The sequence below is a fragment of the Desulfovibrio sp. JY genome (genome assembly GCA_021730285.1).
GTDB lineage: Bacteria > Desulfobacterota > Desulfovibrionia > Desulfovibrionales > Desulfovibrionaceae > Solidesulfovibrio.
The window spans coordinates 2726826-2750126 of record CP082962.1 but is presented as its reverse complement, the minus strand read 5'-3'; the positions used below and the strand labels follow the sequence as shown (position 1 = coordinate 2750126).

The window sequence follows — 23301 nt, the reverse complement described above, 5'->3', positions numbered from 1 at the left end:
CTGCGGCGACGCTCTCGCCGCCTGCCGCCCCAAGGCCCGCCAAGACTTGCTTTCCGGCCGCAACCCCCTTTGACGGCGGGGGTTATAAATCGCCGCGAATTGCGTTACATACTGACGTGCCGGGCCGCCCGGCCCGCTTTTCCATCGCACCAAACGCACCAACATACCAACAAGGAGACGCTCATGAGCACTATTGCCGCCGTCTGGGCCAGGGAAATCCTCGATTCCCGCGGCAATCCCACCGTCGAAGTGGAAGTCACTCTGGAATCCGGCGCCTCCGGCCGGGCCGCCGTTCCCTCCGGAGCCTCCACCGGCTCGCGTGAGGCCCTGGAGCTGCGCGACCAGGACGCTTCCCGCTACGGCGGAAAGGGCGTCGCCAAGGCCGTGGAGAACGTCCAGGGCGAACTGGCCGAGGCCGTCATCGGCATGGACGCCCTGCAACAGGTGGCTATCGACAACCTGATGATCGACACCGACGGCACGGAGAACAAGTCGCGCCTGGGCGCCAACGCCATCCTCGGCGTGTCCCTGGCCACCGCCCGCGCCGCGTCCTCCTTCCTCGGCCTGCCGCTGTACCAGTACATCGGCGGCGTCAACTCCAAGGTGCTGCCCGTGCCGATGATGAACATCATCAACGGCGGCATGCACGCCCCCAACAACCTGGACATCCAGGAATTCATGATCGTGCCGCTCGGCGCGCGCACCTTCGCCGACGCCCTGCGCATGGGGGCCGAGACCTTCCACACCCTGAAGAGCATCCTGGCCGCCGACGGGCTCATGACCGCCGTGGGCGACGAAGGCGGCTTCGCCCCCAATCTCAAGGACCACGACGAGGCCTTCAAGTACATCATCAAGGCCATCGAGGAAGCCGGCTACCGGCCGGGCGACGAGATCTCGCTGGCCATCGACGCCGCCGCTTCCGAGTTCTTCAAGAACGGCAAATACGTCCTTGGCGGTGAAAAGCGCACCATGAGCGCCGACGAAATGATCGCCTACCTCTCGGGCTTCGTCGACCGCTACCCCATCATCTCCATCGAGGACGGCCTGGCCGAAGGCGACTGGGACGGCTGGAAGAAGCTCACCATGGAGCTTGGCGAACGCATCCAGCTGGTCGGCGACGACATCTTCGTCACCAACCCCGACATCCTGGCCGAGGGCATCGACCAGGGCGTGGCCAACTCCATCCTCATCAAGCTCAACCAGATCGGCACCGTGACCGAGACCCTGGACACCATCGAGATGGCCAAGCAGGCCGCCTACACCACGGTCGTGTCCCACCGCTCGGGCGAGACCGAGGACAGCTTCATCGCGGACCTGGCCGTGGCCGTCAACGCCGGCCAGATCAAGTCCGGATCGCTGTCGCGCTCCGACCGGCTGTCCAAGTACAACCAGCTCCTGCGCATCGAAGAGGAGCTCGAGGACATGGCCATCTTCTACGGCCCGGTCATGGCCGGCCAGTGGTACGATGTCGTCGAGGACGACGCGGAGTAAGACAAAACGAAGAGCGAGGGGCGCTGCCCCTCGACCCCGCCGGGGAGGCATGGCCTCCCCGGACCCCTCATTCGCGCGGCCTGGGCGTTGTCCGGCGAGGCATGGCCTCGCCGGACAACGACCAGGCCGCGTCAATTCGGGTGGACGGAGGCCCGGCTCTCCAGCTAAGAGTTTTCGGGGAGGAGGGGTCCGGGGAGGAACCCCCTTTTGCAAAAGGGGGTTCCTCCCCGGTTCCTGCCTTCCGAAGGAGGACCCACCATGCTGCTTATCGACGGGAAAAAAGTCGCGGCCGAGTTGCGCCAGAAGGTCAAGGACGACGTGGACGCCATTGTCCGGGAATACGGCCGGGCGCCCCATCTGGCCGTGATCCTGGTCGGCGAGGACCCCGCGTCCCAGATCTACGTCCGCTACAAGGAAAAAGCCTGCGAGGAAGTGGGCATCGTGTCGCGCATCTGGCGCCTCGACGGCGCGACCGGCCAGTGCGCCCTGGAAAAGCTCATCACGGAACTGAGCGGCAGCGACGACATCGACGGCATCCTGCTCCAGCTTCCCCTGCCCCGGGGCCTGGACGTGGGCCGCTGCCTGTCCCTGGTCGACCCCAAAAAGGACGTGGACGGCTTCCACCCGGAAAACGTCGGCCGGCTCTCCATCGGCCTGCCGGGACTCAAGCCCTGCACGCCCTACGGCGTCATCAAGCTGCTCGAATACTACGGCCTGTCCCCGGCCGGCAAAAACGCCGTGGTGGTCGGGCGCAGCAACATCGTGGGCAAGCCCATGGCCATGCTGCTGTCCGCCCATTCCCCCTTCGGCAACGCCACGGTCACGGTGTGCCATTCGCGCACCCCGGACCTCGGCGCGGTCTGCCGGCAGGCCGATCTCATCGTGCCGGCCATCGGCAAGGCCAGGCTCATCACCCGGGACATGGTCAAGCCCGGCGCGGTGATCGTGGACGTGGGCATGAACCGCCTGCCCGACGGCAAGCTGTCCGGCGACGTGGATTTCGACGGGGTCAAGGACGTCGTTTCGGCCATCACCCCGGTGCCCGGCGGCGTGGGCCCCATGACCATCGCCACGCTCATGTCCAACACCGTGGAGGCGTTTCGCTGGCGGCGGGAAAAGCCGCTTTGCCCGGTGGAGTAGGCGTGGCCGTGTTCTCCCTGGCCAGCATTCCGCATCTGGCCCGAAACGCCCGGCGGTTCAAGGAAATCGCCGGCGTTTTGGCCAAGTACGGCTTGGCCGAGTTCCTGGCGGTCATCGACCCGTCCTTTTTCAAGGACCATTTGACGGGACCGGCCGGGAGAAGCCTGGCCGCCATGCGCCGCGACGAGCGGCTGCGCCTGGCGCTCGGCGAACTGGGGCCCACGGCCATCAAGCTGGGCCAGATACTGAGCACCCGGGCCGATCTGGTCGGCCCGGACCTGGCCAGTGAGCTGGCCAAACTGCGCGACGACACCGCGCCCGACGCGCCGGAGAGCGTGCGCCGCACCATCGAGGCCGAACTCGGCGCGCCCATCGCGGATCTTTTCGCCGACTTCCAGGAAACGCCCATCGCCTCGGCTTCCATCGGCCAGGTGCACCGGGCGACGCTGCCCGACGGCACGGCCGTGGTGGTCAAGGTGCAGCACGCCGGCATCGAGGACGACGTGCGGGCCGACCTGGACATCGCCATGGGCCTGGCCGAGCTGGCCGAACGGGGCATCGTGCACCTGCGCCTGTACCAGCCCCTGGCCGTGGCGACGGAAATACGCCGCACCATCCTTCGCGAACTGGATTTTACCCGCGAGGAGAAAAATCTCCGCCATTTCGCGGCCAATTTCGCCGGCGACGCCCGGGTGGCCTTTCCCCGCTCCTTTCCGGAACGCAGCGCCCGCCGGGTGCTGACCATGGAGGAGCTTTCAGGCCGCACCGTGGCCGAGATGGCGGCCGGGCCGAAGACACCCGAGGAAAACGCCCGCCGGGCAACCCTGGCCCGAAACGCGGCGGACATCTTTTTCGAGATGATCTTCCGCGACAATTTCTTTCATGCCGACCCGCATCCGGGCAACATCCTGATCCTTGGCGAAGACCGGCTGGGGCTGCTCGACTGCGGCATGGTGGGGCGCATCGACGAGCGCACCCGCCGGGCGCTGGAGGAGGTGCTGGTGGCCGTGGCGACCGGCGACGCCGAGGCCATGACCGAACAGGTCACTCGCCTTGGCCGGGTGCCGCCGGGGCTCGACCGCGAGGCGCTTCGGGCCGACATCGAGGAGTTCGTGGCCGACTACGCCGGCCAGTCCGTGGGGGAATTCGATCTGTCCGGAGCCCTTGGCGACGTCATGGGGCTCGTGCGCCGCCACGGCATTTTGCTGCCGCCGAGCGTGGCCATGCTCATCAAGGTCTTCATCGTGCTCGAGGGCGCGGCAGCCACGCTCAATCCCGGCTTTTCCCTGATCGAGGTCATCACGCCCTATGCCTCGAAAATCCTCATGCGCCGCTTTTCGCCGGGCGAACTTTTCGGGCGGCTTAGGCGCAGCTCCCGGGACTGGAGCGCACTTTTCGACGCCTTTCCCCGCGACGTTTTGGAAATCCTGCGCCGGGGCCGGGAAGGCCGCCTCGACGTGCAGCTTTCCCACAAGGGCCTGGACGCGCCCATAAACCGCCTCGTCTACGGCATGCTCTGCGCGGCGCTCTTTCTGGGCTCGTGTCTGCTTCTCGCCAACCGGGTGCCGCCCATCCTCTTCGGCGTGTCGCTTTTCGGCGCCCTGGGCGGCTTCTGGTCCTTGGGGCTCGGACTGCGGCTTTTGCGGGCCATCAAGCGCTCCGGGGCCCTGGGCCGGGATTCCTGAGGAACATTTCCATGCACATCTATGTCGATGCCGACGCCTTGCCGACCCCCATCAAGGAAATCCTGTTCCGCGCGGCCATACGCCTGGACCTCGGGCTGACTCTTATCGCCAACAAGTCCCTGGCCGTGCCGGCCTCGCCCCGCATCAGCGCCATCCGGGTGGGCCAGGGCTTCGACGTGGTGGACGCGGCCATCGTCGCCCGGGTCGCGCCCGGCGATCTGGTGATCACGGCGGATATCCCGCTGGCCGCCCTGGTCATCGAAAAAGACGCCCACGCCCTGAGCCCCAGAGGGGAGCTCTACGGCAAGGACAACATCCAGGGCCGTCTGGCTATGCGGAATCTGCTGTATGATTTGCGCAGCAGCGGCGTGGTCACCGGGGGCCCCCCGCCGCTCGGCAACCGCGACAAGGCGGCATTCGCCAACCAGCTCGACATCTTCCTGACCGCCCACGCCAGGGACTGAGCGCCCCGCCTCCCCGCCCCGCGACAGGCCCCGAGCAGCGCGCGCCGTCGGCCGCGAACCGGCCCTAGTCCAGGCCGTACTGCTTGAGCTTGCGCCACAGCGTGGTGCGGGGCACGTCCAGAATCTGGGCCGAAAGCCCCTTGTTGTAGCCCGTGCGCTCAAGCACCCGCATGATGTAGCGCCGCTCCATCTCTTCAAGCGACATGAGCCCCTCGCCCTCGATGGAGTCGAAGGAGAGCTGGCGCAGGTCCGAGGGCAGGTCCTGGACCCGCAGCGTCTCGCCCTCGGCCAGGGCCACGCCGCGCTCCACGATGTTTTCCAGCTCCCGGACATTGCCCGGGTAGCTGTAGGCACAAAGGATGCGCATGGCCTCGGGCTCGACCCGGGTGACGGCCTTGTGGAAGGCCAGGCTGTATTTTTCCAGGAAGTGGGTGGTCAGGGGGGCGATGTCGTCGCGGCGCTCGTCCAGGCGCGGCAGGTGGATGGTCACGACGTTTAAGCGAAAAAACAGGTCCTCGCGAAACGCGCCGACCGCGGCCTCGTGCTTGAGGTCCTTGTTGGTGGCGGCAATGAGGCGCACGTCGAGGTCGATGGGCTTGGTGCCGCCGACGCGCAGGAGCTTGCGCTCCTGGATGACGCGCAGGAGCTTGACCTGCATGGAAAGGGGCATCTCGCCGATCTCGTCGAGAAAGACCGTGCCCCCGGCCGCGGATTCGAAGAGCCCGATGCGGGTTGCCGTCGCGCCGGTAAAGGCCCCCTTCTCGTAGCCGAACAGCTCGCTGCTGATGAGTTCGTCGGTAAACCCGCCGCAGTTAAACGACACGAACGGGCGGTCGCTGCGCTTGCTCTGGCTGTGCAGCGCCCGTGCCACCAGCTCCTTGCCCGTGCCGCTGGCCCCAAGCAGCAGGACGTTGCAGTCGATGGGGGCCACCTTGTCGATCATGGCGAAGACCTTGCGGATGGCCGGCGAGGTGCCGATCATGGCCTTGCCCTCGGAACCGTCGCGCAGTGCCTCGCGCAGCCGGGCGTTTTCCCGGCGCAGGTCGATGCGCTCCAGGGCCGCGCCGGCGAGGCTTCGCACTTCGGCCAGCTTCACCGGCTTTTGGACGTAGTGGAACGCCCCCTCCTTGACCGCCTCCACCGCCGTCTCGATGGAGCCGAACCCGGTCACGAGGATCACTTCGGTGTCGCGCGAGGCCGCCTTGATGCGGGGCAAAAGCGAAATGCCGTCCTCGTCCGGCAGGCGCAAATCCAGAAAGACCAGGTCGAACGGGTCCTCGGCCTGACGGGCCAGAAACGACCGGCCCTCGGTGAAGGCCTCCACCGCGTCGCCGTCCTTGGCCAGGGCGCGGCTGAGGCGGTTGCACACGATGGTCTCGTCATCCACCACGGCGATGCGATGCTTCATGAGGTCCCTTGCTCCGGGGCGTCTTCGGGCGTGGCGGGCGGCGCGACGGGCAGGCGCACGGTAAAGACCGCGCCGCCGTCCTCCGGGGACTCGACCTCGATGCGGCCGCCATGGCGCTTGACCAGGGAATAGGCCACGGCCAGCCCCAGGCCCGTGCCCTTGCCCACGCCCTTGGTGGTGAAAAACGGTTCGAAGATGTGCTCCCGCACGCTCGGGGGGATGCCGGGGCCGGTATCGGCCACGCTGATGCGGATATGGCCGGCGTCCCGGCCGAGGCAGGTTTCCACGCGCACGACGCCGCCGGGAGGCGTGGCCTGGGCGGCGTTTTGCACGATGTTGACCAGCACCTGCTGGAGGCTGCGCAAATCCCCCCGGATGGGGGGCAGCTCCGGGGCATACTCCGTTTCCAGGCGCACGCCCGCAGCCTGTATCTGGTTTTTAACCAGATTGAGGCTCGAGCGCACCACTTCGGCCGGGGAAAGCGGCACCAAGGGCGGTCGCTCGGTGCGGGAAAAATCGAGCAGGTTGCGCACGATGTCCGCCGCCCGGTCGGCCTGCCCCGTGATGTCGTCCACAAGCTCCCGGCCGTCGGCGTCGAGGGTGTCTGCATAATCCTCGCGCAGGGCGTCGGCGGTCAGCGCGATGTTGTTGAGCGGGTTGTTGAGCTCGTGGGCCACGCCGGCGGTAAAGGTGCCGAGCGCCGCCATCTTGCGGGCCTGGAGCAAATCCTCCTGATTGACCTCGATCTGGTGGGCCATGCGGTTAAACGCCCCCATGAGCCCGGAAATCTCGTCGGACAGATCGGAACGCAAGGCCACCGGCCGGAAATCGCCGTCGCCCACCCGGCGCGTGGTCTCGCGCAACAGAGCCAGCGGCCGCAGCACCCGGGTGGAAACGAGCGCCACCACGGCGATGGTCACGGCCAGAAACACGCCGACAAAGGCGAAGGGCAAAGCCAGGGACTGGCGGATGGTCTCATGGATGCGGGCCCGCTTGGCCGAAAGGAGCCTGGTGGCGAAGTCGGTGAGGGCCTTGCCCTTGTTGCGCACGGCCTCGGTTTCCTCGGGCGTGGGCTTGCCCTGCTCCGACAGCCGGGACAGGGCCGTGCGGTAGGCTTCCAGGTCGTTTAAAAATTCACGATAGGCCTTTTCACCCAGTTCGTGGGCCATGCCGCCGGTGAGGCCGCCGGCCAGACGGTCCACCTCGTCGAGGTAGTCGAGGCCCTCGCGCAAGCTGGAAATATCGTGATATAACAGGAAATTTTTTTCGAAGCGCCGGACTTCCAGAATGTCGTTCTGCAGGTCCTCGACCCGTTCGCTGACCAGATAGCGCTCCCGAAGCGCCGACAGGCTGCCCAGGTGAAAGACGGCCAAAACCAGCACGGAGAACAGACTCACCGCGAAAGTGAAGATCATTTTGGAACGGATGGTGCGCAGCATGGCCTCAATCCTTGTTGCCGGGAAGCGACAAGCTACCCTTTTTCGACCGCCCCGCAAAGCCGCCAACCCCGACGGACCGGCCAGGGCAGGGTTAGCAATCCCCATTCCAAACATAACCTGCTCATTTCATTGAACCCGTCCCGGTCGCCTGGGGCCGCATGTTCCACTTCGGAACAAAGTCCGGCCCGCCGTCCGCCGTTTCTTCCAATCTGAAACACGACCGTGGCGACCGCTGCCGGCCGCGTAGAGGAAATGCCCGCATTCCCGCCATGTTGTCCTTTTTCAGCAAAGTTGGCCCGCAGGTTGCTGCAGGGAGGGCGAGAAACGCCATGGAACACATACTCGTTTGCATGACGCCCCGGCATGGGGCCTTCGGAGCGCTGGGACGGGCCGTTGCCCTGGCCCGGCGCATTCCGGCCAAGGTGTCCGTGCTCTTCGTCACGGCCCCGCCCGAGGGACAGGCGACCCCGCCGCTGGCCGAAGTGGAGGCGCGGCGGCAGCTGCGCCTGCTCGTCGAACGGGCCCGGTCCGAGGGCGTCGCCATCGAGTGGTTCGTGGCCGAGGGGATCTTCGAGGATGAGGTGATCCGATTCGCCAAGGACCGCAAGGTCACGCTGCTGGTGGCGGAAACAACCGACGCCGAGGGGCGGCAATCGGAGCGGGAAACACAGTCCCTGCGCCAGATCCTGCACCGGGTTTCGTGCCGGGTGGAGCTTGTCAGTCCGCGCAAGGACGAAACGGCAACGCAGCCAAAAGGAAAGGCGACATGAGCATTCCCATGACCATGTACCTGCCCATCGCCGGAAACTCGGTGAACATCCTGGCCGTACTCGGCCTGGGTGGGGGTGTGGGACTTCTCTCGGGCATCTTCGGCGTCGGAGGGGGCTTCCTGATGACGCCGCTTCTGATGATGATGGGCATTCCGCCCACCGTGGCCGCGGCTTCGGACTCCAACCAGATCGTGGGCGCCTCCACCTCGGGCACGCTCATCCACCTGCGGCTCGGCAACGTCGACGTCAAGATGGGCCTGCTGCTGCTGATCGGCGGCGTCGTCGGCGGCACGCTGGGCGTCCAGCTGATCAAGGTCCTGCGGGCCATGGGCAACGCCGACTTTCTCATCAGCATCACCTACGTGCTCATGCTCGGCAGCGTGGGCTCCTACATGTTCATCGAGTCCATCACCTCCATGCGCAAGGCCAAGAATCCGTCGCAAAAGCCGGCCGCGCCCAAAAAGCCCTCCGGCTACGCCAGGATGATGGCCAGCCTGCCCTTCCAGATGGAATTCCCCCGCTCGGGCGTGCGCATGTCGCTGATCATGCCCCTGTTTTTGGGCAGCCTGGTCGGCGTGCTCTCCGCCATCATGGGCGTCGGCGGCGGCTTCATCATGGTTCCGGTCATGGTCTACATGCTGCGCATGCCCATGCACGTGGTCGTGGGCACGAGCCTCTTTCAGGTGCTTTTCACCTGCCTTAACGTCACCATCATGCAGGCCTGGACCAACCACACCGTGGACTTCGTCCTGGCGCTCATCCTGCTGATCGGCTCGGCCCTGGGGGCCCAGATCGGCGCCCGCATCGGCCGCAAGCTGCAGGGCGACCAGCTGAAGGTCTACCTGGCCGGCATCGTGCTGATCGTCATGTTCAAGATGCTCTACGAACTGCTGGCCCGCCCCAATGTGCTGCTGGCGGCCATTGGAGGACACTAGCATGCGGCGCGTACTTCTCCTCCTGACCTTGTGTTGTCTTCTGGCCCCGGCTTCGGCCTTCGCCGCCGAGGACCCGGCGCTTGCGGTCACGCCCCCGGCTATCCGCATCGGCGCGCTCTATGACGGCATCGACCTGACGGTCACGGGCAAGGCCCCGGCCGGCGCCCAAGTGGCCGTGCGCCTGTCCGGCGAACCCGACACCTTCCACATGAAGCAGAAGGGCAAGGCGCTTGGCGTCTTGTGGATGAACCTCGACAAGGTGACCTTCACCGGCGCGCCCAAGGTGTTTCTCATCGCCGCCTCGGACGGCCTGCCGGAAGCAAGCCTGGACCATCTGGGCATTCCCGGGCTGGCCGAGCGCATCACCGCGGAGGCCAAGTCCCCGGACAAGGCCGGGCTCATCAAGGAATTCCTGCATTACCAGCGGGCCGAAAAGCTATATAAGGACCATGCCGGCACGGTCACCTTCGGCCCGGAGGCCGACGGCATGCGGCCGTTTACCGCCGTGCTCCACGTGCCTTCCCGGCTTTCCCCCGGCGCCTATGCCGTGGAGGCCTTTGCCGTCGCCGGCGGGACCGAGACGGCGCTCGGCGAGGTGGACGTGGCAGCCTCGTTCGTGGGCATTCCGGCGTTCATGGCCAACATGGCCTTCAACCATGGGCTGCTTTTCGGCGTCCTGGCCTCGATCATCGCCATCCTCGGCGGCTTCATCATCGGCCAGCTGTGCAGCGGTTCCAAAAGCGGGGCGCACTAGCCGGGCCCTGCGACTAGAAAGGCAAAACGGTCATGGGCGTGTTAAGCGGTATCCGCGACGCGGTATGCTTCTGGCGGCGGGGCAAGGCCCCGGTTCCCTTCGTGGTGCTCTTCAAGAAGTTCAAGAGCGTCCTCGAGCGCAACAACCGCATTCTCACGCTCATGGCCGACATGGCCGACAAGCTCGGCGGCGAATACGTCTTCGACCGCCGCTACATCGAATCCGCCTGCGAGGAACTCTCCGACCAGGTCTTCAAGCTCGTCTCCGACCTGTCCATCCTCGACCAGGGCAAAAACGTCGAACTTTTCGCCGCCTTCGAGCGCATCCGCCAGGAAATGCAGGACGAGCTCGCCGGCCGGCACCGCTTCCCGGACACCCCCCCCACCCTGCCCCTGTCGGCGCTTCGCGCGGACATGGGCGAGGCCGTGGGCGGCAAGTTCGCCATGCTCGGGGAGCTCAAAAACAGGCTCGCCCTGCCCGTGCCCGACGGCTTTGTCGTCACCACCGGCGCGTTCGCCGATTTCATGGCCAAAAACAATCTGCCGGAATTCATCCGCGAGCAGGCCAAGCTTCTGGACCTCGACGAGGAAAAAAACATCCGGGGCGTGTCCTGGGCCGTCACCGCCCATATCCTCGCGGCCAGCATTCCCCGTGGCCTGGCCCGCAGTCTGGCCGCATCCCTGGACGAACTCACCGAACGGCTCGGCCGCGCGCCCGAGGCACTGGCCCTTCGCAGCAGCGCCTGGGACGAGGACGGCGAGACCACCTTCGCCGGCCAGTACGAGAGCGTCATCGGCGTGGCTCCGACGGAGATCCACACCGCCTTCAAGAAAGTCGTGGCCAGCCTCTATTCCCCGGAAGCCTGGCTGTACCGCCGCCGCCGGGGATTCAAGGAACACGAGGCGGTCATGGCCGTGGGCTGCCAGGTCATGATCGACTCCCGCGTCAGCGGCGCGCTCTACACCTACGCGCCCATGACCGAAAAAGAGGAAGGCGTTTTCGTCAGCGCCGCCTGGGGCCAGTGCGCGCCCGTGGTCGGCGGCGAGATCGAGACCGACACCTTCCTGCTCCAGCGCCATTCCCCCTTTGCCGCCACCTCCCGGGATATTGCCCAAAAGACCCGGCAGATGGTGCTCACTCCCGGCGGCGGCGCGGATTTCGTGCCCGTGCCCGAGGAACTGGCCGGGGTTTCCTGCTTGAGCGAAGCGGACCTGAGCCTGCTTGGCGAAGCGGCGCTGACCCTGGAAAAATATTTCAAGCGGCCCCAGGACGTGGAATGGACTTTCGACGCCGCCGGCCGGCTCTACATCCTGCAAAGCCGGGCCCTGGTCTTTTCCGGCCGGCCGGAAAAGCGCACCGGGGCCATCGACGCGGCCACCAGCCAGGCCGAGGCCGTCTTTTCCGGACGCGGCGACGTGGTCCAGCGCGGCGTGGCCATGGGCAAGGTGCAGGTGGTCCAGAACGAGGAGGATCTCGACGACTTCCCCTTCGGGGCCATCCTCGTCTCGCGCCACACCTCGCCGCGCTATTCGCGCATCATGTCCCGGGCCCAGGGCATCCTGACCGACATCGGTTCCCCGGCCGGGCACATGGCCACCGTGGCCCGGGAATTCCGCGTGCCCACCATCGTCGGCTGCGGCGTGGCCACGGAACTGCTCAAAACCGGCGACGAGATCACCGTGGACGCCACCCAGAACGTGGTCTACCGGGGGCTCATCAAGGAACTGCGCTTTTTCGAGCTGACCGAGGAGGACGTCTACGAGGACTCCTACGAATACCGGCTGCTGCGCCGGCTGCTCAAGAAGATCACGCCCCTGGCCCTGGTCGATCCCCATTCGCGGGACTTCGCCCCGGCCTCCTGCCGCACCTACCATGACATCACGCGGTTCATTCACGAAAAATCCGTGGCCGAGCTGATCGAACTGAGCGAATCCGGCCAGGGCCTGCTCGACGCCGCGGCCGCCCGGCTCAAGACCTCCCTGCCCTTAAACCTCTTCATCATCGACCTCGACGGTGAGGCCCGCGGCGGCATGGGCGAGATCGAACCCGCCGCCCTGGCCTCCCTGCCGCTTTCGGAACTGTTGCGGGGACTCGACGACTCCGGCATGTGGAGCACCGAACCCGTGTCCGTGGACATGGGCAGCTTCATGGCGAGCCTCACGCGCACCTACGGCCCCCGGGACGGGGCCACGGCCAAGCTCGGGCGCAATCTGGCCGTGGTGTCCCGGGAGTACATGAACCTGAATCTGCACCTGGGCTACCACTTCGTGCTCGTCGACGCCTACGTCGGCGAGGTGCCGGCCGACAACAGCCTGTACTTCCGCTTTCTCGGCGGGGTAACGGATTTCCGCCGGCGGGCCCGGCGCGCGGGCTGCATCGGCAAGATCCTCGAACGCTCGGATTTCCGGGTGGAACTGCACGGCGACCTGGTGGTCGGCCGCATCAAGTCCCTTGACAAGGAAGCCATGCGGGCCAAACTGCGCCTGCTCGGCGGCCTGGTCGGATTTACGCGCCAGCTCGACGTGCGCATGAGCCGCGAGGGCGACGCGCACTGCTTTGCCGAGGAATTCCTGGCCGCCATCAAACCGGTGATGGAGGATATCAAATGATCGACGCCAACGACGCCGCAACCGCCAAGAAACGCCGCATCCTCATCCTCGACGACGAGCCCATCGTGGTCAAACGCTTGAGACCCGCCTTCCAGAAGGCCGGCTACGACGTGGAGACCTTCACCGAAAGCGAGGCCGCCCTGGCCCGGTTCGCCGAGGCCCCGGCCGACATCGTCATCACGGACCTCAAGATGGACGGCCTCGACGGCATGGGCTTTCTGGAAAAGGTCAAGGCCGTCTCGCCAACCGTCGGCTGCATCGTCATCACCGGCTTCGCCACCCTGGAGACGGCCAAGGAGTCCTTCCACAAGGGGGCCTTCGATTTCGTGGCCAAGCCGTTCAAACTGGCCGACATCCTGGACGTGGTCAGGCGGCTCGAGACCACCCTGCCGGGCGCGCGTCATGCCGGCTGAATTCGCCCCCCCGTCCGTCGGACCGGCCGGGGCGGACCCGAGCCGCACCGCGCGCTCGCTTTTCTCCAAGTTCCGGTCGCTGCTGGAATCCAACACCGCCGCCCTGGCCAAGATGGCGGAAATGGAACGCATGCTCGGCGGCGAATACATCTTCGACCGCAGCTTTCTGGACAAGGCCGCCCGGGAAGTGGCGGAACTGACCCACCAGACCGTGTATGCCCTGAACGCCATGACCGGGAACGCCCACGTGGCCCTTTACGACCGCTACATGGCCATAAACGCCGCCGTGGAGGACATCCTGGCCGGGCGTCCGCCGGCGGGCGACGAGGACACGGTGCGCGACCTCGCCGGCCTGCGCCTGGAGGACCGGCCCAAGGTCGGCTTCGGCCCGGCGGCCCTGGGCGAACTTTCCGGCCACCTGGGCCTGCCCGTGCCGCAAGGCGTGGCCCTGACCACCGCCGCCTTCGACGACGCCGGTCCGACCGACGCGGCGGGTCGGGCGCTCACCCAGGCCCTGGCCGCTTTTGGCGACAAGGACGCCCCGGCGGACGTCATGGTCCGCGTCGAAGCCGCCTCCGGCGAAGGCCTCGGGTTCTGGCGCGGCGCGGCCACCCCCGAAGCCGTCATCCCGGCCCTGACACGGGAAATGCAAAAGGCACGGCAGCACGCGCCGCAGGAGCAGCCCACGGCCCTGATCCTGGCCGAAACGCCGGCCGTCATGACCGGCCTTGTCCGCACCCTGGACACCGCCCCGGACGGCGGGGAGTTCCTGGTCATCGAGGTCGCCTCGCCCGAGCACCCGGACGCGCCGGATGTCTTTTACCTGGAGCGGGCCCATCCTTTTGCCGTGCGCCGCTCGCGCCTTGCCCCAAAGGACCTGGACAGGCCCCTGCCCGACGGCGAAAAGCCCCTGTCCCCGGCCCCAAACGGCCACCTGCGCGGCACGGCCCTGCTCCCGTTCGACGCGGCCGCCGCCCTGGCCGGCCTGGCTCTCGCCGCCGAACGGCTCCTCGGCGGGCCGCTTGTCCTCGATTTTTTCCGGGATACCGGGGGCGCGTTTCATTTCACCCGGGTGGCCATGCGCGCCTGCCAGTCCTGTGGCGAAGCCGCACGTCCCGAAGGCGAGCTGCTCCTTTACGGCGGCGAGGCCGCCTGCCTGGGACGCGGCAGCGGCGCGGTCATCCACGTCACCGACCGCACCGATCCGGCGGATTTTCCCTTCGGGGCCGTGGCCGTGACCCGGTCGGCCTCGCCGGTCCTGGCCCCGGTGCTGCGCCGGGCCGGGGCCATGGTGGCCGAGGTGGGCGACGCGGCCGGCCATCTGGCCGCCGTGGCCCGCGAATTTCGCACGCCGGCCCTTTTCGGCCTGCCCGGGGCGCTGGCCGCCCTGCCCGAGGGCCTGGTCGTCACCGTGGACGCCGAGATGGGCGAGGTGCGCAAGGGAGCCAGCACCGGACGCGTCGCCCAGGACGCGGGGCTGAGCCCTGACGATCCCGAATACCTGACCCTGCGGCGGCTTCTGCGCCGCATCGCCGGGCTCAACCTGACCGATCCCGACGCGCCGAACTTCACGGAAGAAGGCTGCCGCACCTTTCACGACCTCATCCATTTTTCCCACGAGAAAGCCGTCACCGCCCTGGCCGAGATGCGCCTCGCCGGGGTGTCGCAGTCGTTGGCCAAGCCGCTGCCCTTGCCGGTGCCCCTTTTCCTGCGCGTGCTCGACATCGGCGGCGGGCTCGCCTCCGGAGCCGAGGACGGCGAGGGCATCGACGCCGTGCGCAGCCGGCCGCTTCGCGCCTTCCTGGCCGGCGTCGTCGCCCCGGGCATGTGGGACCAGTCCCCGGCCCGGGTGGGGCTGCGCGAGATCCTCGGCGGCATGGACCGCACCATGGCCGCCATGACGGGCATGGCCGGCAAGGGGGGCGGCAACCTGGCCATCGCCGCCCGCTCCTATTGCAACATCAGCCTGCGCCTGGGCTACCATTTCAGCGTGGTGGACGCCTACTGCGGCGACAACCCGGACAAGAATTCCGTCTACTTCCGGTTCGTGGGCGGCATGGCCCACGCCACGGCCCGGGCGGCCCGGGCGGCCTTTTTGCTGCGCCTGCTGTCCCGGTTCGATTTCAAGGCTTCGGCCGAGGGCGATCTGGTGGTGGCGCGGCTCAAGATGGTCGAGGCCGAGGTCGCGGAAGCGGCGCTGACCCTGCTTGGCCGGCTGACCGCCTTTACCCGCCAGCGCGACGTGGGGCTTTCCGGCCCGGGCGACGTGGACGCGCTGGAAGCCGATTTCGAAGCCGCCGGGAGGGGGGCGTGATGTGGACCCCCTGGGGAGCGCTCAAGGACCGACGCGAAGCCAGGCGGCGGGCCGCCCTGGACGCGCTCAAGGTGCGCTACCATACCTTCCGCATCCTGCTCGCCAACAACGAACGGGCCCTCGATAGGTTGGCCAAGGTCGAGGCGGCCCTGGAAACCGGGGCCGCCACGGCCGAACTGACGGGCCTTGTGGAAGACTTGCAGGCCGTGACCTTCGAACTGGTCGACGGGGTCAGCCGCCTGACCGACGGCGGGCATCAACTCCTCTACGCCCGGCAGTTGCGCCTGGAAGAGGCCCTTCGCGTTGCGCTCGAGACCATGGAGGAAACGGCCCGCCAGCCGTCGTGCCAGCCGCTCGGCCGCAACCTTGCCCCCAAGCGCGTGGGCGGCAAGGCGGCGAGCCTGTCGCTGCTTAAGCAAAACGGCTTTCCCGTGCCGGACGGCTTCGCGGTCACGGCCAGGGCCTGCCGGGATTTCCTGCGCGAAGCCGGCCTTGACGGGCGCATCCGCAAAATGTTCCACGCCGCCGGTTCCGAAGGCCCGGGACTGGCCGACGCCTGCGAAAGGGCGCGCCAGGCCGTCATGGACGCGACGCTTCCCGATTGGTTGCGCGAAGACCTGCGCCAAGCCGGGGAACGGCTCGCGGCAAACGGCTCCGCCAGGCTGGCCGCCCGCAGCAGCGCGCTCACCGAGGACATGCTGGAGCACTCCTTCGCCGGCCAGTACGTCACCGTTTTAAACCTCACCCCGGATACCCTGGAGAACGGCTTTCTCGAGGTCATGGCCGGGGTCTTCGGCCAGCGGGCCGTAGCCTACCGCCTGCAAGCCGGGCTTCCCGCCGCCGCCTGCGACATGGCCGTGCTCGTCCAGGAGATGGTGCCGGCCGTGGGCGCCGGGGTGCTCTTCACCCTGGACCCGGTGCGCCCCGCCTCCGGGCGCCTGCTGGTCTCGGCCGTGCCGGGGCTCGGCATCCTGGCCGTGGACGGCGAGGCCCCGACCGATATTTTCCGCGTCTCCCGCGACGACCTCGCCGACGTGCTCGCCCGGCCGGCGACAAAGACCATCCGGGCCGTGCCCGATCCGGCCGGCGGCGTGCGCCGCGAGGCCGTGCCGGAAGACGAGCGGGAACGTCCGGTCGTCTCCCCCGAGACCCTCGCCCGGTTGTGCCGGCTGGGTCTGGCCTCCGAGGCGTTGGCCGGAGCGCCCCAGGACATGGAATGGGCCGTGACCGCCTCGGGAGAGCTGCGCGTGCTCCAGTCCCGGCCGGTGCGCCTGACCGGGCAGGCCGGCGGCGCGACGCCCGACATCGCCGGCGGCGAATATTTCCATGGCGGCATGGCCGCCTGTCCCGGCCGGTGCCTGGGCCGCACCCGGCATGTACGCGGCCCGGAGAACCTCGACACGCCCATTGCCGGCCCGGTCATCGCGGTGCTGGCGGCGGCCACGCCCGAGGCGGCCCGGCTGCTCCCGTCCTGGCAGGGCGTGGTCGCGGCCGGGGGCAACCCCACCGATCATCTTTCCACCGTGGCCCGGGAACTGGGCCGGCCCATGCTCACCCGGGCCACCGGGGCGATCACCGCCATTCCGGACGGCGTGCCGGCGGTGTTGGACGCCGCGGCCGGGTCGGTCTCGGCCATGCCCGCCGTCATCGGCGACCTGTCGGAACTCCTGGCCGCGCCGCGCCCGGAAACGGCCAAGGCCCCGCGCGTGGCCCTGACGCCCGGCCGGGCCAGGGTGCGCGAACTGACCGTGCCCTTAAACCTCACCAACGCCTACGGCCCCACCTTCGCGGCCGTGGAATGCCAAAGCCTGCACGACATCATCCGCTTCGCCCACGAGGCCGCCATCCTGGCCCTGTTCGAGGCCGGGGACGAGCTCCTCGACGAAGCCTTCAGCCATGTGCGCATCCTGCGCGGCAACGCGCCCTTCGAGGTCATGGTCATCGACCTCGGCGGCGGCGTGCGCGAAGACGCAACCGGCCGGTTCATCACCGCCGGCGACCTGACGAGCCAGCCGCTGGCCGCCTTGTGGCAGGGGCTCAACGCCGGGGCGACGCCCTACGCCACGCCGCCCTCCGGACCGAACGGCCGGGACGTTAGCGGGGTCATGGGCCGGGGGATCACCGACGCGCGCGGCAAAAGGCCCGTGGGCGAGCCCAACTACGCCCTGGCCGCGCGGGACTACGTCAACGTCAACGCCCGGGTGGAATTTCATTTCGCCATGATCGACGCCGTGTGCGGCCCGAGGACGCGCGGCAATTACGTGCGGCTGCGCGTCAAGGGCGGCGGCGCGGCCACGCCGCTTCGCGAACGCCGGGCCACCTGCCTGGCCGACATTCTGGCTGCGGCCGGGTTTTACGTGGACAGGCGCGGCGACCTCGTCACCGCCAGCCTCACCGACGTCTCCGGCGACGACGCCGCCAAGGGACTCGTGTTGCTCGGCCGCCTGCTGTCCTTCATGCGCCTCCTCGACGCGGCCATGACCGACGATGACGCCCCGGCCCGGGCGGCCGACGCCTTTTGGGCCCAGGCCGGGGAAACCGCCATACCCGCCGACGCCCCGGCGCAGGAAGCATCATAAGAGAGGAGCCATGACCGACAGGATTTTCACGCCGGAGACCTTTGATCCGGCCGGTCTGGACGAGGATTTCGCCGTTCCCAAGGCTTTTCGCGGCCGGGGGGCGCTTGCCGCCATGCGGGAAGGAATGTGGGCCCCGGTCGCAAGCGACGGCGACACGGCCGTCATCTGGGCCGCCAGCGTAAGCGACGCCCTGGAGGCCACCGTCAAGGCGGCGCTTGGCGTGGCCGAGGTGCGCCTGATCGCGGTCGACCCCGCCATCGTGCGCCACATCGTCAACAACACCCTGGACGTGTGCCCCGGCTTTCCGCCCGAGGCGTCCCGAACGGACCTGGCCAAGGTGCGCACCTATCTGGCGGCGCGCCGCTCGTTTCTGGCCGGCTTTCGCACCACCCTGGCCCGGGGCCGCACCGGGCTGGCCATGTTCCGCACGGGCATCGCCTTTTTGACCGTGGTCCTGGTGCTGCTGCGGGTCCTCGGCCTGGGCTACACTTTGCCGCTTGAGGCCATCGTCCTTTGCGCCGGCATTTTCTTCATTATCGACGGCATCATCTGGTACCTGCCGGCCCGGCGCGCCTCCCATCGCGGCCAGCCCGATCCCGTGCCCCTGCCCGATCCGGCCCTTGGCAACACCGGCGTTCTGGCCGTCGCCGCCGATCCGCTCTGGCCGTGCTTCCGCTGGCTGCCGGCCGTGCCCGGGGCCAGGGCGCTGCGGACCGCCTGGGCGCTTTTGTCCCCCACGGCCCGACGCCGTTTTTTAGCCATGGATCGCACGAGCCTGGCCCTGGAGCGCACGACGCTCGCCGAACTGCGTTCGGTCATGGCCTGCTCCCGCACCGGTCTGGCCCTCGGGCGCACCGGCATCGGCGTCTCCGGCGTCGGCATCGCCATGATCCGCCAGTTTCACCACGGTTCCTGGGACGTGGCCAGCTTCGGCCTTATCGCCGTGGGCACGGTCATGGCCCTGGAAGGGCTGTCCTGGTATCTGCCGGCCAGACGGGCCGGGCGCATGTGCCAGGCCGCCGTCTGCCGTGCCGAAGCCTGCCCGAGCCCCCGCACCATGGCGTCGCCCGAGGCCGCCCCGCCCCCGGGCCCGGACACGCCCCCGCCCTCCTGGCCGGACGCCGCGCCGGGCGTGCTCGGAACCACCGGACTGGCGCTTGAGCGCACCACCCTGGCCGAGGAACGAAACGTCCTGGCAAGGCTGCGCACCCAGATGGCCCGGGGCCGCACCGGTCTGTCGCTTATTCGCACCGGCAACAACGCCGTGGCCGTCGGCCTGGGCCTGCTCGCCTGGTTCGGCACGGGTTCGACCGGCTGGACCGTGTTCAACCTCGTACTGATTGCCGGCGGCATCGTGCTGCTTACCGACGGCCTGCGCGCCTACCTCGCGGCCAGACGGGCCAGGCAAGCCACGGACGTGTGCACGGCGGACTTCGAACTGGCCGTACCGGACTACACCATGCCCGAAGAGACCTGGGGCCGGGCCAGCGCCGGGTTGGGAGGGGACAATGCCGCCTGATGCCGCCACCCCCCTCGTTTTCGACGAACGCCTGCGCATTCCGGCGGAACTTCTGGCCCGGGTCCCGGCCGAAACCTTCGCCAGGGCCGACTGGCTGCCGGTCGCCCTTTGCGACGGCCAAACCGTGGTCGTGGCCGCTCTCCTCCCGGACAACGCCGCCCTGCGCGCGGAGGCCGCCGGCGCCTTTCCCGAATACGCCCTGCGCTTCGTGCCGGCCGCGCCGCTCGACCTGCGCCGGCTGGCCGCCGATTTCGCCCCGTCCGTGACCGGCGCGCCGGTCGGCGTCGTGCGCACCAATCTGGCCTACTGGCGCAACACCATGGCCCACTGGCGCACGCGCCTGGCCTGCTGGCGCACGGACATGGCCACGGGCCGCACCTGGCTTAACGTCATGCGCTTCGGCCTCGGGCTCACGGCCCTTGGCAACACGCTTTTGCGCTCGGCCAAAACGCCCTGGCAGACGGCCCTCGACGCCGCCGGGCTGGCCGTCGGCCTGACCCTGGCCGCCTTTGCCGTACGGGCCTACCTGGGCCTGCGCCTGTCGCGGCACCGCCTGCCCGGCATCCAGACCCTGGTCGAGGTCTCGGCCGCCGCGCTCCAGTTCCTGGAGGAATACCACTTTATCGAGGAGCCCGGCAGGCCGCGTCCGGTGTCCAAGCACACCATGCTGGCGCGCCTCGGCGACATGCTCGAAAACCACGCCACCATCCTCGAAATCGCCTCCGGCGCGCCGGAACGCATCCATCTGGCCCGGGAGCGCAACGTCCTGGCCGCCCAGCGTACGGTCTGCGCCTGCTACCGCACCATCGCCGCCCGGGCCCGCACCGGCCTGGCCTTCATCCGCACCGGCGTGGCCATCCTGGGCCTCGGGCTCGGACTTTTGCGCTATTTCGGGACCAGCGCCCTGTCCATCGTGGACTGGCTGCTCGTCGTCGCCGGCGTGGCCATGATCGTCGATGGCCTGCTCTGGTATTGGCCCGTGCGCAAGGAGCCGGTGCGCACGCCCCGGTGCATGGACCCGGAAGGGGACGCGGCATGAAGATCAAGACCAAGCTGATCGTCGGCAGTTGCGTCAGCCTCGCGCTCATCCTCGTCTTGGCCCTGCTGGCCCAAAACGACATGAACCGGGTGGTGGACAAGCTGCGCTTCGTGGAAGTCCAGGACGACCTCAACGCCGATTTCCTGGAGATGCGGCTTTCGGAAAAAAACCTGTTTCTCTTCAAGGACAAGGGCGCGCTTCGGGAGATCGCGAGCAAGATCGAGGAGACCCGCGACACCCTGGCCAGATCGCGCGACCGCATCGTGCGCGGGGCCGGCGAGGCCAATTACCTGGCCCTGCGCCGCCGCCTGGACGCCTACGCTGCCGCCGTGGACACGGCCGCCGCCAGCGGCAACGCCGGCCCGGAATCGGAGCAGTCCATGCGCGAGGCCGGCCGGGCCCTGCGGGAATTCTCCACAGCCCTGGTCAGCCGCGAACGGGAGCAGGTGAGCGAGATCATCGCCCTGTCCCGGCGCACCATGACCGTGTCCCTGGCCGCCGTGGTCTGCACCGCCGTGCTGGCCGCGCCGCTCCTTTTCCGCAAGGTGCTGCTCTCCCTGGCCAAGGTCGAGCGGCTGGCCGGGGCCATCGCCGAAGGCAAGTTCGAAAGCATCGAAGAGCCCCACAGCAAGGACGAGCTCGCCTCGGTCATCCGGGCCGTCAACAGCATGTCGCAGCGCCTGAGCTCCCGCGAGGCCGAGATCCTGCAATCGAAAAAACTCGCCTCCCTCGGCACCCTGACCGCCGGCGTGGCCCACGAGATCACCAACCCTGTCAACAACATCTCCATGATGGCCGAGACCTTCGAGACCATGGACGAGGACCTGTCCCCGGCCGACCGCAAGGACATGATGCGCCAGATCCAGGAGGAATGCGGCCGCATCCACGGCATCGTCACCAACCTGCTCGACTTCTCCAAGCCCAAGACGGCCAGCATGCGCCAGATATGCCTCAACGACCTCGTGCAGGGCACGCTGCCGCTCGTGCGCAACATGCTCCACGTCTCCAACATCGACCTGCGCCTCGACCTCGCCCCGGACGCGCCCATGGTCAAGGCCGACGTGTCGCAAATGCACCAGGTGCTCATCAACTGCATCACCAACGCCATCCAGTCCATGAGCCCGGGCGGCAGCCTGCGCATCGCCACGCGCGCCGACGACGGCACGGCCCGCATCGTGGTGTCCGATACCGGCAAGGGCATCCCACCCGACATCCTGCCCCATATCTTCGATCCGTTCTTCAGCACCAAAGGTACCGAAGGTACCGGGCTCGGGCTCTCGGTCAGCTACGGCATCGTCAAAAACCATCAGGGACGGCTGCGGGTGGAAAGCACGGTCGGCGCCGGCACCACCTGCTTCATCGACCTGCCGGCCCTGATCCCCACGGAGGAATCCCATGCAAGCACAACCGCCTAGAATCATGGTTATCGACGACGAGAAAGTGGTCGGCGACATGCTGCGCATCCACCTGACCAAGCACGGCTGCGTGGTGGAGACGTTCCTGTCCGCCGCCCCCGCCCTGGCCAGGCTCGAGGAAACGCCCTTCGACCTGGTCGTCACGGACTTCAAAATGAAAGGCATGGACGGCATGGAACTGCTCAAGACCGTCAAAAGCCTCTACCCCGACATCCAGGTCATCATGATCACCGCCTTCGCCCACCTCGATACCGCCATCGAAGCCTTCCGGGGACAGGTCCACGACTTCTTCCCCAAGCCCTTCAAGATCAAAGACCTCATCGAATCCATCCAACGCGCCCTGGGCCGTCCGTTGGCCTAGGGAGGAACCGGGGGAGGGGACCTTTTTTTGCAAAAAAAGGTCCCCTCCCCCGGCCCCCCACCCTCCCAAAAAACTCTTCACGGGCTTCGCATGCTGCAGCGAGGTTCCTCTCGTCCCTCCCTTTTTCCCGAGGTTCGTTTTCCCCGACGGCTTGCCGTCGGGGAAAACGAACCTCGGAGGAAGGGGGGTCCGGGGGGCCCATGGCCCCTCGGTGGGGTGGTCCAGGAGGGGCAACGCCCCTCCTGGCCGCCGGAGGCACACTCAAATAAACACGTGGCGGAGTTCCATGTCGGGCAGGATGCAGGCGGTGAGTGCGCGGCCCCAGGCGGCGCCGGTGTCCAGGCCGATCTTGCCCGGTGCGACGAGGGGGGTGCGGGCGGTGGTATGGCCGAAGACCACGGTCAGGCCGCGCGGCAGGGGGCCGGTCAGAAACGCGCCCCGCACCGAGAGCATGCAGTCGGTGGGGCATTCCTCGGGCGGCAGCCCGCCGGGCAGCCCGGCGTGGACGAAGAGCGTGTCGCCGATGCGCGCGTAGGGCACGAGCGCGCGCAGAAACGCCTGGTGTTCGGGCGGCAGGAAGGAAAGGCCGACAAGCGACGCCGCCGGCGGATCGCCGTAGCAGCGCAGGGTGGTTTCGATGCCGAGTCCGCGAAGGAGCCGCAGGTCCTCGGGTTCGCCCTCGTCGGCGTAGCGCAGCAGGGTTTCCTCGTGGTTGCCCAGGCAAAAAATCGCGCCGGGGTCCTGCCGGGCGATATCGGTCAGCAGATCCAGCACGCCCCGGGTGTCCGGTCCCCGGTTGATGTAATCGCCTAGAAAAATAAGACGATCCGTACCCGGCCGGTACGGCAGGTCGTCGAGAAGCCGGCGCAGCGCGTCGGCCTGGCCGTGGATATCGCCCACGGCGATAAGCCGCGCGTCATCGGCCGGCGGCATGTCGTTTCCTTCACCCATGCGTGGGGGTCCTCC

Annotated in this window: 18 protein-coding genes; 15 read left to right on the top strand and 3 right to left on the bottom strand. The window is 68.0% G+C overall.

Annotation, left to right across the window (positions count from 1 at the left end; genetic code table 11):
* Positions 1-183 precede the first annotated feature (183 nt).
* The 4 genes from eno (at position 184) to K9F62_12230 (ending at position 4780) form a co-directional block, all read left to right on the top strand.
* On the top strand, positions 184-1491 hold the full coding sequence (gene eno / locus K9F62_12245; protein ID UJX39498.1) for a phosphopyruvate hydratase: 1308 nt from the start codon (positions 184-186) through the stop codon (positions 1489-1491).
* A gap of 258 nt (positions 1492-1749) precedes the next feature.
* Positions 1750-2631 (top strand): bifunctional methylenetetrahydrofolate dehydrogenase/methenyltetrahydrofolate cyclohydrolase FolD, encoded by an 882-nt coding sequence (gene folD, locus K9F62_12240; protein UJX39497.1) that lies wholly within the window; start codon positions 1750-1752, stop codon positions 2629-2631.
* Positions 2632-2639: 8 nt separating this feature from the next.
* A complete protein-coding gene (locus K9F62_12235) occupies positions 2640-4316 on the top strand; it encodes an AarF/ABC1/UbiB kinase family protein (GenBank protein UJX43196.1) in 1677 nt (558 codons plus the stop codon).
* 11 nt (positions 4317-4327) lie between these two features.
* A complete protein-coding gene (locus K9F62_12230; GenBank protein ID UJX39496.1) occupies positions 4328-4780 on the top strand; it encodes a YaiI/YqxD family protein in 453 nt (150 codons plus the stop codon).
* 64 nt (positions 4781-4844) lie between these two features.
* Here K9F62_12230 and K9F62_12225 read toward each other — a convergent pair whose 3' ends face one another.
* Positions 4845-6188: a sigma-54 dependent transcriptional regulator gene (locus K9F62_12225; protein UJX39495.1), complete on the bottom strand. Its 1344-nt coding sequence runs from the start codon at positions 6186-6188 to the stop codon at positions 4845-4847.
* Complete coding sequence (locus tag K9F62_12220) at positions 6185-7627, bottom strand: HAMP domain-containing histidine kinase (protein ID UJX39494.1); 1443 nt, start codon at positions 7625-7627, stop codon at positions 6185-6187. Before K9F62_12220 ends, K9F62_12225 begins: the two co-directional genes overlap by 4 nt.
* A 329-nt stretch (positions 7628-7956) precedes the next feature.
* Here K9F62_12220 and K9F62_12215 point away from each other — a divergent pair, with 329 nt between their 5' ends.
* The 11 genes from K9F62_12215 to K9F62_12165 are packed head-to-tail and all read left to right on the top strand — an operon-like array spanning position 7957 to position 22335.
* Positions 7957-8397 (top strand): universal stress protein, encoded by a 441-nt coding sequence (locus tag K9F62_12215; protein ID UJX39493.1) that lies wholly within the window; start codon positions 7957-7959, stop codon positions 8395-8397.
* Entirely contained in the window at positions 8394-9332 is a 939-nt protein-coding gene (locus K9F62_12210) for a sulfite exporter TauE/SafE family protein (protein ID UJX39492.1), read from the top strand. The genes K9F62_12215 and K9F62_12210 overlap by 4 nt, the downstream gene beginning before the upstream one ends.
* Before the next feature lies 1 nt (position 9333).
* The gene (locus tag K9F62_12205) at positions 9334-10086 is read left to right on the top strand and encodes a TIGR02186 family protein (GenBank protein ID UJX39491.1); all 753 of its coding nucleotides are present in this window, start codon (positions 9334-9336) and stop codon (positions 10084-10086) included.
* A 32-nt stretch (positions 10087-10118) separates the two neighbouring features.
* Positions 10119-12695, top strand: coding sequence for a pyruvate, water dikinase (locus tag K9F62_12200; protein UJX39490.1), 2577 nt, complete (start codon positions 10119-10121; stop codon positions 12693-12695).
* Entirely contained in the window at positions 12692-13108 is a 417-nt protein-coding gene (locus K9F62_12195) for a response regulator (protein UJX39489.1), read from the top strand. The genes K9F62_12200 and K9F62_12195 overlap by 4 nt, the downstream gene beginning before the upstream one ends.
* Positions 13098-15422: a pyruvate, phosphate dikinase gene (locus tag K9F62_12190; GenBank protein ID UJX39488.1), complete on the top strand. Its 2325-nt coding sequence runs from the start codon at positions 13098-13100 to the stop codon at positions 15420-15422. Before K9F62_12195 ends, K9F62_12190 begins: the two co-directional genes overlap by 11 nt.
* On the top strand, positions 15422-18001 hold the full coding sequence (locus K9F62_12185; GenBank protein ID UJX43195.1) for a pyruvate, phosphate dikinase: 2580 nt from the start codon (positions 15422-15424) through the stop codon (positions 17999-18001). Before K9F62_12190 ends, K9F62_12185 begins: the two co-directional genes overlap by 1 nt.
* 10 nt (positions 18002-18011) lie before the next feature.
* Positions 18012-19520: a hypothetical protein gene (locus K9F62_12180; protein ID UJX39487.1), complete on the top strand. Its 1509-nt coding sequence runs from the start codon at positions 18012-18014 to the stop codon at positions 19518-19520.
* Complete coding sequence (locus K9F62_12175) at positions 19510-20559, top strand: DUF202 domain-containing protein (GenBank protein UJX39486.1); 1050 nt, start codon at positions 19510-19512, stop codon at positions 20557-20559. Before K9F62_12180 ends, K9F62_12175 begins: the two co-directional genes overlap by 11 nt.
* Positions 20556-21974 carry a HAMP domain-containing protein gene (locus tag K9F62_12170; GenBank protein UJX39485.1) on the top strand — a complete coding sequence of 473 codons (1419 nt, stop codon included), beginning with the start codon at positions 20556-20558 and terminating at the stop codon, positions 21972-21974. Before K9F62_12175 ends, K9F62_12170 begins: the two co-directional genes overlap by 4 nt.
* The gene (locus K9F62_12165) at positions 21955-22335 is read left to right on the top strand and encodes a response regulator (protein UJX39484.1); all 381 of its coding nucleotides are present in this window, start codon (positions 21955-21957) and stop codon (positions 22333-22335) included. Before K9F62_12170 ends, K9F62_12165 begins: the two co-directional genes overlap by 20 nt.
* A gap of 261 nt (positions 22336-22596) precedes the next feature.
* On the opposite strand, the gene K9F62_12160 is transcribed toward K9F62_12165, so the two are convergent.
* The gene (locus tag K9F62_12160) at positions 22597-23286 is read right to left on the bottom strand and encodes a serine/threonine protein phosphatase (GenBank protein ID UJX39483.1); all 690 of its coding nucleotides are present in this window, start codon (positions 23284-23286) and stop codon (positions 22597-22599) included.
* Positions 23287-23301 lie beyond the last annotated feature (15 nt).

Bases quoted from the DNA above. Each gene is read 5' to 3' on its own strand.
- eno (UJX39498.1), top strand. From the start codon at position 184: ATGAGCACTATTGCCGCCGTCTGGGCCAGGGAAATCCTCGATTCCCGC.
- folD (UJX39497.1), top strand. From the start codon at position 1,750: ATGCTGCTTATCGACGGGAAAAAAGTCGCGGCCGAGTTGCGCCAGAAG.
- K9F62_12230 (UJX39496.1), top strand. From the start codon at position 4,328: ATGCACATCTATGTCGATGCCGACGCCTTGCCGACCCCCATCAAGGAA.
- K9F62_12225 (UJX39495.1), bottom strand. From the start codon at position 6,188: ATGAAGCATCGCATCGCCGTGGTGGATGACGAGACCATCGTGTGCAAC.
- K9F62_12220 (UJX39494.1), bottom strand. From the start codon at position 7,627: ATGCTGCGCACCATCCGTTCCAAAATGATCTTCACTTTCGCGGTGAGT.
- K9F62_12215 (UJX39493.1), top strand. From the start codon at position 7,957: ATGGAACACATACTCGTTTGCATGACGCCCCGGCATGGGGCCTTCGGA.
- K9F62_12210 (UJX39492.1), top strand. From the start codon at position 8,394: ATGAGCATTCCCATGACCATGTACCTGCCCATCGCCGGAAACTCGGTG.
- K9F62_12205 (UJX39491.1), top strand. From the start codon at position 9,334: ATGCGGCGCGTACTTCTCCTCCTGACCTTGTGTTGTCTTCTGGCCCCG.
- K9F62_12200 (UJX39490.1), top strand. From the start codon at position 10,119: ATGGGCGTGTTAAGCGGTATCCGCGACGCGGTATGCTTCTGGCGGCGG.
- K9F62_12195 (UJX39489.1), top strand. From the start codon at position 12,692: ATGATCGACGCCAACGACGCCGCAACCGCCAAGAAACGCCGCATCCTC.
- K9F62_12190 (UJX39488.1), top strand. From the start codon at position 13,098: ATGCCGGCTGAATTCGCCCCCCCGTCCGTCGGACCGGCCGGGGCGGAC.
- K9F62_12185 (UJX43195.1), top strand. From the start codon at position 15,422: ATGTGGACCCCCTGGGGAGCGCTCAAGGACCGACGCGAAGCCAGGCGG.
- K9F62_12180 (UJX39487.1), top strand. From the start codon at position 18,012: ATGACCGACAGGATTTTCACGCCGGAGACCTTTGATCCGGCCGGTCTG.
- K9F62_12175 (UJX39486.1), top strand. From the start codon at position 19,510: ATGCCGCCTGATGCCGCCACCCCCCTCGTTTTCGACGAACGCCTGCGC.
- K9F62_12170 (UJX39485.1), top strand. From the start codon at position 20,556: ATGAAGATCAAGACCAAGCTGATCGTCGGCAGTTGCGTCAGCCTCGCG.
- K9F62_12165 (UJX39484.1), top strand. From the start codon at position 21,955: ATGCAAGCACAACCGCCTAGAATCATGGTTATCGACGACGAGAAAGTG.
- K9F62_12160 (UJX39483.1), bottom strand. From the start codon at position 23,286: ATGGGTGAAGGAAACGACATGCCGCCGGCCGATGACGCGCGGCTTATC.